We start from the raw sequence: 11,632 nt of genomic DNA, 5'->3' as shown, positions 1-11,632 counted from the left end.
TGAATATAGACTGAGCTTTCTGTATGCAAATACGGATAGTTTCTTCCTCATTCATGGAAGGCATTACGATAGAAAGAGAGGGCATGCCCAGCTAATACACCATATCTCCTAATAACTATTTTGATACTTCACAGTTTTCAAGAAGAGATTATCAAAGCATATATAGCCACCATATTAAATAATGCTACATTTTATGTTTGAGCTAATCCCAAACCTCAAAATTGCTTCTAGGAGTTCGTATTTCAAACAATTAATCAAGTTTTTGATAATGGAAAATAGGCATCCTCTTTAAATTGAGTGGAAAGCTTTCTTCTTTCAATTCAATGCACTATCTTCTCTGAGGAATTGATGCAATGCAGGAGATATAAGACCAATTGAATATAAACAGGATATAAAGTGAAGATCTTTACATCCCCACATTTTTTTAAAATATTATTTTTCATCAACCATATTTTTAACTTAATTCATCTGAAAAAAAGCAGCAGAAGTTTTATTATATACTTTCTGGCTCTATATCCCTTTATATGGCTGATGAGAAGCAGATATCGAGGATCGTTCCGGATACCAGCGTGATAATTGACGGGAGGCTTTCTTCCCGCATCAAAAGTGGTGAGTTCAGGGGCGTTGAAGTTGTTGTTCCCGAAGCTGTGGTATCGGAGCTTGAAGCCCAGGCAAACAGGGGCAGAGAAATAGGTTTCAAAGGGCTTGAAGAGCTTTCGGAACTTCGGAAGCTATCAGACAGAGGGGAGATTCAGCTTCAGTTCAGCGGGGTTCAGCCCACTTCAGAGGAAATCAGGCTTTCTAAAGAGGGAAGGGTAGATGCCCTTATCCGGCGTACGGCTCTTGAGGTAGGAGGGCTGTTTGTTAGTGAAGACCGCGTACAGTCTCTGATAGCTAAGGCAAAAGGACTTGATGTTGAGTACATTCATCCCAAAGTTCTGGACCCGTCAGAATTCGGTCCTCTCAAAATAGAGCATTTTTTCACTGATGATACGATGTCCGTACATCTCAAAAATGCGGTTTCTCCAATGGGTAAGAAAGGTCCTGTAGGGAATGTGCGTTATGTACGGATCCGGGAAGAGCCTTCAACTTCCCAGGAGCTTTCCAGTATCTCAAAAGAACTTATTGAGAGGGCGAGGCTGGACCCCGAATCTTTCATCGAAATGTCCTCGAACGGGGCTACGGTCCTGCAGATAAGAAACATGCGGGTTGCAATTACACATCCTCCTTTCTCCGATGATATGGAGATAACTGTCGTCAGACCTACAGTTGTTGTTGACCTTGAGCATTACCATCTGAACGAGAAGCTGAAAGAGCGTATAGTAAGTCAGCGTGGAGTCCTTATTGCAGGACCTCCGGGAGCCGGGAAATCCACTTTTGCTGCCGGTGTTGCCCGCTATTTGAATGATCATGGGCAGGTAGTCAAGACCATGGAATCTCCAAGAGACCTGCAGGTGCCTCCTGAGATCACTCAGTATTCTCCCCTTAATGGGAAGATGGAGAACACCGCTGATCTCTTACTTCTGGTCAGGCCGGACTACACGATCTATGACGAAGTACGAAAAACCGGGGACTTTCTAATCTTTGCGGACCTGCGCCTTGCAGGAGTCGGGATGATAGGAGTCGTACATGCAACCCGGGCAGTGGACGCCATTCAGCGCCTTATCGGAAGGGTTGAACTGGGTGTAATCCCGCAGGTAGTGGATACTGTAATTTTCATCGATAAAGGAGAGGTTGCAAAAGTCCTGGTGCTCGCCTTTACAGTTAAGGTTCCTTACGGGATGACTGAGCAGGATCTTGCAAGGCCGGTAATTACCATTGCGGATTTCGAAACTGGCAAGAGTGAGTATGAGATTTACACATACGGAGAACAGGTTGTAGTCATGCCAATCGGCGCTTCCAAGGAAAGCCGGAAACCTGCCTGGAAGCTTGCTGAAGAAGAGATCAGGAACGTAATCAGCAGGTATGCAACAGGTCCTGTTGAAGTGGAAGTGACCTCAGACGACAGTGCAATCGTAAAGGTCCATGATGAGGATATGAGAAAGGTTATCGGCAAAGGCGGGAACGTCATTGACAGGATAGAAAATATCCTTGGGCTCCACATCGACGTCAGGGAGATGGAAGCCGAAATTCCAAGAGGTGTAAAAGTCCAGAAGCGCGGGGCTGAACGCAAAGCTTTCCCGGGAAAGGCCAGAGAAACTGTGCCTGAGAAAGGTGTTCCTGCATCTCCGGTTCACCCCATCGTCGAAAGGACCAAGAAGCACCTTATCCTTGGGGCTCTCGAGCTTGCAGGAAAGGACGTAGAGGTTTTCATCGAAGACGAATATCTCTTCAGTGCAACTGTTAGCCGGCATGGAGACGTGAAACTCAGAGTAAACTCGGACCTTGCATCGGAAATTCTGGAAGCTCAGGATAACGGAGAGATTGTTGAGGTCAGACCGATCTGATCTTCTCATTTTCCTTTTATGCCCTTGACTTTTTGCTTCCCTTCCCGAATTGCGCCTCGCCCGAATTGCGCCTCGCCCGAATTGCGCCTCGGGAGTACGCGGTCCTTTTCGCTACGCTCAAGAGGACTAATTTATGGACGCTTAATACTGGACTTTGCCCAGAGGGCTGATTTAAGGATTTAGCAGTGAAATTCGCCAAAGAGAGCTGATTTATGGGCATTGGTAGTGAAATTAGCTCAGGGGGGGGCGGATTTATGGGATTTAGCAGTGAAATTCGCGCAAGGGGACTAAATTGCACATGTTTGGAGCCTCTCCGTGCATTTTCACGTTTTCCGCGGTTCAACTCTAAGTTTGAATACTAGAGAAGGAATTTTAGGAATTGGCCATAAGCACTACCTGAAAAATTAGTTTTTAAATTCCTTATTGAGGCCTCATTTTTAAGTATCTTCATTTTTATTGGAAGGACCACCAGACAAGCCGGGGGGCACTTTAGAACTTATGGATTGAAAATCGGTTTTAGGGGTCAAGGGACATATTAATTGATTAATACGGGGCCACCTGTGATTTCCTTTTTCAAGTTGCACTTTTTATGTTTTTTATCAATTTGTAAAAAAATTTATATACTGTCCAGGTATGATTTCATATTAGAAATTTTAAGGGGTTATGGTTCAATTGAGTAAATCATATCAGTTAGAGCCCGAAATCAGGGATGATTTGCAGGGGAGAATCGAGGTTTTTGACCAGAGCATCAGAAGTTTTGAAAAGCGGCTGAGAGCAGTTGAGCGCCGCTTATCCCTTGAAGCATCTCAGACTTTGCAGGCTGGAAAGGCTTTTTCAGGAATGTCTCCAGATTCGTTTCAAGAGGAAAACTCTGCAAATCTTGCGGCAGGCTCTTCAGTTTCTCCAAAGGGACCTTCTGTTTCTCCTGAAGCTTCATTTTCTCTTCCGGAGAATTCTCTGCTTTCAGACTCTGTTCCGTCGCTCACTCAAGAGGATGTTTCAACTTTTGCCTTCGGCGCAGTGCTCCCCTCTTCAGACGCCTCAAATGGTTCCACGATTTTTCTTGATAGTTCTTCGGATGTTTCGGGAATCAGTTACAGAGTAAAGGATATAAGTAGTCTTTTTTCCAGCCTCTCCGAAAGCCTCCATTCTCTACAGGCTGCTATATCCGAACTTTCGGATTTTGTGCACAGCAACCTTAAGCCAGAGGTCGAAAAACTGGAGAATGAAGTCAAGGACATTCAAGGTAAGGAAAGCGCATCAGAAGAACATATACGAAAATTTGAATCCCGCATTGAAACCATGGAAAATCGAGATAGATTTACTCTTGGCTCGATAAAAGTTCCGGTAGAAATCTCAGGAATTGCCGGGTCTTCCGTCCTTTTCCTTACAGGGTTTCTGGTCTGGTCTGGCCGTTGGGATATAATAAGGTCCCCTTACTTCTCAACCGGGCTTGCAGTAATTATGGCAGGAGCGGTACTTTTGAAGTTTTATATGGTTAACCGAAAGCAAAAATCGTTAACTAACTGATGATAGAAAGGAGTAGTGATAGAAAGGAGTAGTGATAGAAAGGAGTAGTGATAGAAAGGAGTAGTGATAGAAAGGAGTAGTGATGAAAATGTGTATTTAGCAATAAATTACCATAATCGGCGATAAAAAAAATAAAAGGTAAACAATTAACAGTAAGTCATCAGTAATTAGTAATAAAATAGTTAATAATAAATAATATTTGCTGAATATTTCATATAATTCTCAATCAGTGAGAATATATAAAATATATAGGAATAAATTGATTACTTTAAGCCTTAATACTTTTTTCAGGACTGATGCCATAAACGATACCAGCAGATCAGTCTCAAAACATTTTTATATAATCACTCCTTATAATAATAGATTCAGATATTATACGGGGTGGTATCATAATCGAATTAACTAAAGCTCTTATTCTCGGCTTCACAGTAGGCATATCTGCAGCCATTATCCCCGGACCCATGCTGTTTGCAACAATCGGGGCATCGTTTCAGAAAGGCTGGCGAGCAGGGCCTTCGGTATTTCTGGGTCACGCCCTTGTGGAACTCGCCTTTTTCGGGCTTATTCTGATAGGTGCATCAGCTTTCCTTGGAAAAACAGTAATCTCGTATCTGGCTATAATAGGCGGCTTAATGATGGTGATCTTCGGGCTCGCAATGATTAAAAACGCAAAAAAAGCCTCTACAATGGATATATCTATTTCAGCCAGCAGCCTGAATCTCTCTTCAGGTCCTATATCTTCAGGAATTATAACTTCGGCATTGAACCCTTTCTCAGGTACGGTATCCGCAGGAATTATAACCTCAGCACTGAATCCTTTTTTTGTTGCATGGTGGTTGACAGCAGGCAGTGCGATCATCCTTCAGGAGTATCTTATAGGCACCCTTGCAGTAGTTGCATTTGTTGTCGGGCACTGGATAGCAGACCTTGGATTTCTTGTAGCTGTGTCTTCATCCTTTTCCAGAGGAACGGAAGTAATTTCACAGTCCACGCATGAAAAACTGGTATACCTCTGTGGAGGTTTTATGGCATTCTTTGGGCTGTGGTTTATGATCAATAACAATAACATTTTGCAATAATTAATTCTGTAATTAAAAACGTATCGGTATTTAAATGAAGAGGTAGGAAAAAGCAGCGCATTTTAGCTCTTCTTTTTTGAAAAACTTACTTCTGAGGGATTAGCTCCCTGAAAGATAAAATCCTTAAAAGTTTACTAAAGTTTACTTATAAATAACTACTTCTCTAGATACTAAATCTTTCAAGAAGCTTTAACTCCTCTTTACCTTTATAAAATACTCTCCGCTAAAATCTCTATATCCTGTTCTCATTACTTTTACTGCAACATACCCTTCGGATTTTCCGGCAGGCAACTCGGGATTTAAAAGATCTATTATTACGTTACCATCATTGCCCGTGATACCTGAATACGCTTTATTTCTGTCCGGGCTCCAGACAATTACGTTTGCTTCCCCCACCCCGCGGTTTTCCCTGTCAAGCACGCTTATCTGCAGGCTAAAGTTGGACTGCCCTCCTCCGGAGTTGAGTGAAAATGTGCTTAAGTTTGCTGTTGCATACATGGGCCCAGCAGGGGCCGGAGCAGCTGAAAGGGCTGAGAGAATCGCATAAAACCCGATAAAGCCAACTATTGAAAGAACTACAATTCTTATAGGAAGCCCGACGGTTCCTGCTTCATTCTCTTTTAAGTTTTCAGGCAGCATACTTGACTCCTTTCTCCAGCTTAACTCATGCAAAACATGCAATTAGCGAGTCTTGATAATCATAACTGCATCCTTTCTCTCATAATCATAGAAGCCGTCTGCCAGGATTTTCAGGTCCATTGTGCCTTCATTCTGGTTCGGGTCAAGTTGGACCAGTGCAGTCCCGGTAGTTGTCAGAACAGTAATCCCATTAATATCAGTCTGGTTAGATGCTGCACCTCCGAGCCCCCTCAGGACAACGTTTGCATCTCGCACCGGGTTTCCGTCTTTATCTGTTACCTTTATTTCCGCGGAAACGACAAACGAGTTCTGTGCGGTAGTGGCATCTACTATTATCGAGTTTCCTTGCTGAAGGCTTCCTACCCCGAGTCCTGTCCTTTCAACAAAGACTGACATTTCCTTCGTAGGAGTCGGTATTATCGAAATAAGCGTTGCAAGGGCAACCATCCCGACAACGAGCATTACAACAATATTTATTGGTAATTCCATTGCTTTCTCATCAGTTCTGAATAACTGAAGTCCTTTCATGTTTCCCCCCGATTTTACTCCGTAAATTTTTATCTGAATCATACAACATTCAATGAATATTCAATCATTCTATTTATAATTTTTCGATATTTAGTCGTGATTGGTTTTTTATAATATGGCTGGGGCGTGTATGTTCAGAGGATATATATCTTTATATAGATCTTTTTACCATATTCTCTTTACTATCGCATAATCAGCCTTATTAACTGCTAAGAAGGGGAAACAGGTTTTTGACCCAAGAATGTTCTGATGAACCAGATGAATCGGACCATAGACGTAGTTTTTTGTGTCTTTTCGGACTGCATGACTGGAAACGAAAAAGCGGAGTGCTCTGCTGTCTGCCAACAGTGCTCGAAAAACGTTACGAATGCGTTCGCTGTGGCAAGTACAAGGTGATTTTTGAACGGGAGAACAGACCCTGTAATATTTCTGCAGACAGATACTGACCTGAATTTTTTATTTTATATTTTTCAGGTGTATTTTTCTAAATTCTTCTCTTTTCCAATATTTTTTCCACTGTTTTCAAATTCTTTGCTCGTAAGCTTAATCTATTTTAACTTTGTTTTGTTAGAACTATGAAAAGAATCGTGATTATCGATTACGGGCTTGGAAATCTCAGAAGTGTTCAAAAAGGGCTTGAACACGTCGGGGCAAGTCCCGCAATCTCCGGGAACCCCGAGGAGATCATGGCAGCAGATGGCATCATTCTCCCTGGTGTTGGCGCTTTCGTAGATGCAATGAAGTGCCTGGTTCCTCTCAAAGGGATTATCGCGGAATTTGCAGATTCTGGGAAACCAATGCTCGGGATCTGTCTAGGACAGCAGATTCTTATGAGCTCTTCTGAAGAAGGCAAGCTGACCGACGGGCTTAACCTCATTCAGGGTAGAGTGCTTCGCTTTCCAAAGTCTGAACTGAAAGTGCCCCACATGGGCTGGAACAACATCAGGATCAAACAGGATCACCCTCTGTTTAAAGGCATTCCTGACGGTTCTTTCGTATACTTTGTACACTCTTATTACGTGGACACAGCTGCGGAAAATACCCTCGCTTCATGTGAATATGGGCAGGAGTTCTCAGCTTCAGTCGTAAACTCAAAAGGCAATGTTATGGGTACCCAGTTCCACCCTGAGAAAAGTGGAGCCACAGGGCTTAAGATTCTGAAAAACTTCGTTGAAATGTGTTGAAATACATGTATCTTATAAGTGTACTTCGGTTTTTCAGCTAAACCTTTATTTTTCGTTTTTTTCGGCGGTTAAGTTTTAATTCCGGGGTATTTTATAGTATAACTCAATCCAAAAATTAATGCTTGAATTAAAAAATAATCTGCCCTGCGCCTTTCAAAGCAGTGACAGATATCTGCGAGAGGATGGTTACCATGGATATAGAAGGCTATGCAAAACGGGCTCTCAGGAAGGACCCTTCAAATGAAAACAGTCTTGAAGCACAGCTTGCTTCAAGAATTCTTGAAATCAAGAACATAAACCCCGAAAGGGCTCATGAGATTGCATCTGCAGTTATTTGTGAAGCAAAAGCAACTATTCACACGGAAGGAGAGGTATTAAGCTCCACCCTCTCAGGAGTTTCCATGGGAGAGTTCGGAGTAGGTTCGAGGGGCACAGGGGACTTTTACGTTCATTCCAAGCTAGGGGAGGTTATAGGCAAGACAGGTGCAGTAGTTGACAGCTCCCAGCTTGACGACTCAGGGGTTGTAAGAATGGGGGATGAATACCTGGTGGTTACTATTGACGGCATACATTCCCGCCTGAGTGATTTCCCATTCCTTTCGGGTTTTCATGTAGCAAGGGCAGCTCTGCGTGACGTTTATTCAATGGGGTCCCGCCCTCTTGCCATGCTTTCGGACATCCATGTCGCAGACGATGGAGATGTGGCAAAAATATTCGACCACATTGCAGGAATCACTACAGTTTCAGAGCTTACCGGAATTCCCCTTGTTACCGGAAGCACTCTCCGGATAGGCGGGGACATGGTAATAGGCGACCGAATGACCGGAGGCGTCGGTGCTGTTGGTGTTACATCATCCCTTACCTCACGCAACAGGACAAAGGCAGGAGACCTGATCCTTATGACAGAAGGTGCAGGCGGTGGTACGATTTCTACAACTGCACTTTATTACGGGATGCATGACGTTGTGGAAGAGACCATTAACGTCCGTTTTCTTGAAGCCTGCGAAGCTCTCCTGAAGTCAGGGGTTTACAGGAAAGTCCATTCAATGACCGACGTTACCAATGGAGGAATACGCGGGGACGCACGGGAAATCTCAAAGACTGCAGAAGTAAAACTGGTCTTTGAAGAAGAAAAAATGAGAGCCCTTGTTAATCAAAAGGTGCTTTCCATGCTTGAACTCCTTAAAATCGATTATCTCGGTGTATCTCTTGATGCCCTGCTGGTTATTGCCCCCCCGGAATATGCCGATGAGATTCTTGAAACCGTCCGGGCTGCCGGTGTCGAGATTGATATCATAGGTCATGTGGAAGAAGGAAACGGGGCTGAAATTATCGTCAATGGAGAGACCCGAGACTTTGCACCCAGGTTCAGAGAATCTGCCTATACTCCGGTCAAAAAGGTTCACGGAGAAGAGAATCCGCGAGATTTCGAGGAGATGAGAAATGCAATTGACAGGGCAGCCGAAGAAGCTATCAATAAAAAACAGAGGGTTCTTGAAAAAATAAGGGACAAAAATAAAAATTAAACCCGAAAAATTAAACCCGAAAAAAGAAACTCGAAAAAAGAAACCCGGAAAAATAAATCCGGGAAAATAAATTCGGGAAAATAAACGGTTAAATTTTAATAGTGTCCGAAAGCCAAAAAAGGAAAAGCAGAAAAGAAAGGAAGTATTAAATTTTTCTTTTTACCAGAAGCACTTCCATCTCTTTTCCTATAATTTCAACTTCTTCTTCAGCTCCTATTTCTTCTTCGGACCTGGCTTTCCAGTACTCTCCTTTATAGCGGACAAAACCCGGGCTTTTCGGCCCTATCGGATCTATTGTCCGGGCAGTATCTCCGATAATGGCTCCAATAACGGGCTTTTTCTTCCTCGTTTCAGCTACTTTATATATTGCAAAGACCAGAAAAAGCCCGAAAATGATTGTGGGAGTAACAACTGTGAGGATCAGCAGTCTCCTGAACTCCGGAGTGTAGATATTTTCAACTCCCATCGGTACAAGGAAGATGCTCCCTATTATCAGGCTAATCAGTCCGGAAAGTCCGAAAATCCCAAATCCGGGGGACTGAATTTCAAGGATCAAAAGCCCTACTCCTACAATGATAAGGAAAAATGCTGCTATATTAATATCGAATCCTGTGCCTATCAGCCCGAGCACGATTGCAATAATCCCGAAAATTTCTGCTCCGGCTCCGGGGTTTGAAATCCCGAAGATGATCCCGTAAAGCCCTATTGTCAGGAGAAGAGAAGAAAGGACCGGGTTTGAGATAAGCCTCAGGAAGGCGAGTTGTAGGGGAGGTTCGTAGTTCTCTGTCCTCGCACTTTCGGTTTTCAGGGTTCTTTCTTTTACACGCTGCCCATCGATCTGGACCAGAAGGTCAGGAATGGAAGGGGCGACGTATTCTATTACTCCGGCTTCCAGAGCTTCTTCCGCGTCAAGGTTTTTGTTTTTAGTTATGACTTCTTCGGCAAAGGTTTCGTTTCTCCCGTGTTTGCTTGCGGTTGTAACTGAAAACTTGACGAGGGCATTTATGATCTTTTCATCTTCTATGGGTTTTGTTCCCTCGGCAGACATCTGCACGGGCTGCGCCGACCCAAGAACCGTAAAAGGGGCCATTGCAGCAATATCGGTCCCCATAAGGATGAGGGTACCGGCTGACCAGGCTTTTCCGCTCTCGGGCACGTACCCGATCACAGGCACGCTCGCATTTTCAATGCCCTTTATAATAATCTGAGTTTCTTCCAGCCCTCCCCCAGGAGTATCCAGGCTGATTACGAGAGCCTCGAAGTTTTCATTTTCAGCTTTTGAGATTGCGTCAGCGATCAAATTGTCCGAAGCCGGGGTGATGGCTTCGGCAATTTCAAGTACAAGCACCTTCTCCTCTGGCCCTGCACTTGCAGGAGGCGTAAAGGCGGCTATGAGGATGAAGCACAGGAATAAAAAAGAAAGGAAGTTGGAAGCCCTTTCCATATGCATGTTTATCGATCCTTTCTCACTTCTTACGTTCCTTCTGACCATTCTCGTCTTTATTCCGCTTTCTTTCCGGCAATGGCCTGTGAGAGAGCTGCGATATTCGCGGTTTCAACAGTCTGGGACTGCTGTGTAACAACTATCAGATTCTTTTCCTTGGCAATCTCAGCAAGGGTCTGGAGTTCCCTGAGTTTGATGGCTACAGGGAGTCCCTGATAGAGAGTGGCAGCTTCCTTCATTTTCTGGGCAGCCTGGAATTCCCCTTCCGCAAGGATGATCCTGGCCCGCTTTTCCCTTTCAGCCTCCGCCTGTTTAGCAATTGCCCTCTTCATGCTTTCGGGCAAGGCTACATCCCGGATAGTTACTCCTGTAACCTTGATTCCCCAGGGGTCAGTATAGGCATCCAGAAGTTCCTGAATCTGCTTATTAATGTTTTCTCTTTCCGAAAGCAGCTCATCAAGTTCCATCTGACCCAGCACGTCTCTAAGTGTAGTCTGGGAAAGGGTTGAAGTTGCAAACATATAGTTCTCAACCTGTGTAATTGCAGCTCCAGGCTCTACTACCTTGTAGTAGACAACAGCATCCACTTCAACTGTGACATTATCTTTGGTGATGATTGCCTGTTTAGGGACATCGATTGCAACAACTCTCAAGTCTATTTTCAGTGCTTTATCAATAAAAGGGATAATAAGGAAAATACCTGGCCCCTTTACACCACTCAGGCGACCAAGCCTGAATATAACTACACGTTCGTATTCATTAACCATTTTTATAGATTGTGAGAGTATTAATATTACAACTATTAATACAGGAAGCATTAATTCACTAACAACCATAATTTTATGCCCTCCTATCAATTAATCTTAAAATTGGGCTTAATAATAATTAAGTGTTCTTTATTCTGGGAATCGTACTGAATAATTCCTGTAAGTAAACAGTCTTTATTTAAAAGTTTTGTATTCTGTCGCCTATTTAAAAGATCTGTGAATCTATATAAGTCCTCACTCTGGATTTTTCATGGACCGCGGTTTTCCCGTCTTTAAGATAACAAATCTGAAAGTGACAGAAACCACCTCAAAAACCTGAAGGTTCGGGATATTTGTAGCCGCTGTGCAAAATAGCATGCTGACAAATACTTATATCTTGCATACAGAAGATATTTAACTGAAAAACAGGGGATATGCAGGAAGATAACAAGTTAGGTATGCACTGATTTTCCGGGCCGGGTGAAGGTCCTACAGTTACCAGTAGACTG

General features: G+C 43.5%; 10 protein-coding genes. 6 read left to right on the top strand and 4 right to left on the bottom strand.

Going from position 1 to position 11,632, the window contains the following annotated elements:
• Window positions 1-524: 524 nt before the first annotated feature.
• From EO92_RS14535 to EO92_RS14525, 3 genes are all read left to right on the top strand, one after another.
• Window positions 525-2,447, top strand: coding sequence for a PINc/VapC family ATPase (locus EO92_RS14535; RefSeq protein WP_048172625.1), 1,923 nt, complete (start codon window positions 525-527; stop codon window positions 2,445-2,447).
• 663 nt (window positions 2,448-3,110) lie between these two features.
• Window positions 3,111-3,977 carry a hypothetical protein gene (locus tag EO92_RS14530; protein WP_082108183.1) on the top strand — a complete coding sequence of 289 codons (867 nt, stop codon included), beginning with the start codon at window positions 3,111-3,113 and terminating at the stop codon, window positions 3,975-3,977.
• 353 nt (window positions 3,978-4,330) lie between these two features.
• Window positions 4,331-5,056, top strand: a complete 726-nt coding sequence (locus tag EO92_RS14525) for a LysE family transporter (RefSeq protein WP_369793161.1) — start codon at window positions 4,331-4,333, stop codon at window positions 5,054-5,056.
• A gap of 189 nt (window positions 5,057-5,245) precedes the next feature.
• On the opposite strand, the gene EO92_RS14520 is transcribed toward EO92_RS14525, so the two are convergent.
• Both EO92_RS14520 and EO92_RS14515 read right to left on the bottom strand, forming a co-directional pair.
• Window positions 5,246-5,695, bottom strand: coding sequence for a hypothetical protein (locus tag EO92_RS14520; protein WP_048172618.1), 450 nt, complete (start codon window positions 5,693-5,695; stop codon window positions 5,246-5,248).
• 42 nt (window positions 5,696-5,737) lie between these two features.
• The gene (locus EO92_RS14515) at window positions 5,738-6,223 is read right to left on the bottom strand and encodes a hypothetical protein (protein WP_048172632.1); all 486 of its coding nucleotides are present in this window, start codon (window positions 6,221-6,223) and stop codon (window positions 5,738-5,740) included.
• A 249-nt stretch (window positions 6,224-6,472) separates the two neighbouring features.
• Here EO92_RS14515 and EO92_RS17275 point away from each other — a divergent pair, with 249 nt between their 5' ends.
• The 3 genes from EO92_RS17275 (at window position 6,473) to EO92_RS14505 (ending at window position 8,933) form a co-directional block, all read left to right on the top strand.
• Window positions 6,473-6,619, top strand: coding sequence for a hypothetical protein (locus EO92_RS17275; RefSeq protein WP_156165845.1), 147 nt, complete (start codon window positions 6,473-6,475; stop codon window positions 6,617-6,619).
• A 179-nt stretch (window positions 6,620-6,798) separates the two neighbouring features.
• A complete protein-coding gene (hisH, locus tag EO92_RS14510) occupies window positions 6,799-7,407 on the top strand; it encodes an imidazole glycerol phosphate synthase subunit HisH (protein WP_048132109.1) in 609 nt (202 codons plus the stop codon).
• A gap of 191 nt (window positions 7,408-7,598) precedes the next feature.
• Window positions 7,599-8,933 carry an AIR synthase-related protein gene (locus EO92_RS14505; protein WP_048172616.1) on the top strand — a complete coding sequence of 445 codons (1,335 nt, stop codon included), beginning with the start codon at window positions 7,599-7,601 and terminating at the stop codon, window positions 8,931-8,933.
• A gap of 145 nt (window positions 8,934-9,078) precedes the next feature.
• Here EO92_RS14505 and EO92_RS14500 read toward each other — a convergent pair whose 3' ends face one another.
• Both EO92_RS14500 and EO92_RS14495 read right to left on the bottom strand, forming a co-directional pair.
• Window positions 9,079-10,383 carry a nodulation protein NfeD gene (locus EO92_RS14500; protein ID WP_048172630.1) on the bottom strand — a complete coding sequence of 435 codons (1,305 nt, stop codon included), beginning with the start codon at window positions 10,381-10,383 and terminating at the stop codon, window positions 9,079-9,081.
• A gap of 50 nt (window positions 10,384-10,433) precedes the next feature.
• Window positions 10,434-11,213 carry a slipin family protein gene (locus EO92_RS14495; RefSeq protein WP_048132108.1) on the bottom strand — a complete coding sequence of 260 codons (780 nt, stop codon included), beginning with the start codon at window positions 11,211-11,213 and terminating at the stop codon, window positions 10,434-10,436.
• Window positions 11,214-11,632 lie beyond the last annotated feature (419 nt).

The organism is Methanosarcina sp. 2.H.A.1B.4, assembly GCF_000979385.1.
In the GTDB taxonomy this organism is placed as follows: Archaea; Halobacteriota; Methanosarcinia; order Methanosarcinales; family Methanosarcinaceae; genus Methanosarcina.
The sequence above is the reverse complement of the archived record's forward strand: the minus strand, read 5'-3'. Positions and strand labels throughout refer to the sequence as shown.

What these genes read in the sequence shown, in the direction of transcription:
- EO92_RS14535 (WP_048172625.1), top strand. Translation starts at nt 525, where the DNA reads ATGGCTGATGAGAAGCAGATATCGAGGATCGTTCCGGATACCAGCGTG.
- EO92_RS14530 (WP_082108183.1), top strand. Translation starts at nt 3,111, where the DNA reads ATGGTTCAATTGAGTAAATCATATCAGTTAGAGCCCGAAATCAGGGAT.
- EO92_RS14520 (WP_048172618.1), bottom strand. Translation starts at nt 5,695, where the DNA reads ATGCTGCCTGAAAACTTAAAAGAGAATGAAGCAGGAACCGTCGGGCTT.
- EO92_RS14515 (WP_048172632.1), bottom strand. Translation starts at nt 6,223, where the DNA reads ATGAAAGGACTTCAGTTATTCAGAACTGATGAGAAAGCAATGGAATTA.
- EO92_RS17275 (WP_156165845.1), top strand. Translation starts at nt 6,473, where the DNA reads ATGAACCAGATGAATCGGACCATAGACGTAGTTTTTTGTGTCTTTTCG.
- hisH (WP_048132109.1), top strand. Translation starts at nt 6,799, where the DNA reads ATGAAAAGAATCGTGATTATCGATTACGGGCTTGGAAATCTCAGAAGT.
- EO92_RS14505 (WP_048172616.1), top strand. Translation starts at nt 7,599, where the DNA reads ATGGATATAGAAGGCTATGCAAAACGGGCTCTCAGGAAGGACCCTTCA.
- EO92_RS14500 (WP_048172630.1), bottom strand. Translation starts at nt 10,383, where the DNA reads ATGCATATGGAAAGGGCTTCCAACTTCCTTTCTTTTTTATTCCTGTGC.
- EO92_RS14495 (WP_048132108.1), bottom strand. Translation starts at nt 11,213, where the DNA reads ATGGTTGTTAGTGAATTAATGCTTCCTGTATTAATAGTTGTAATATTA.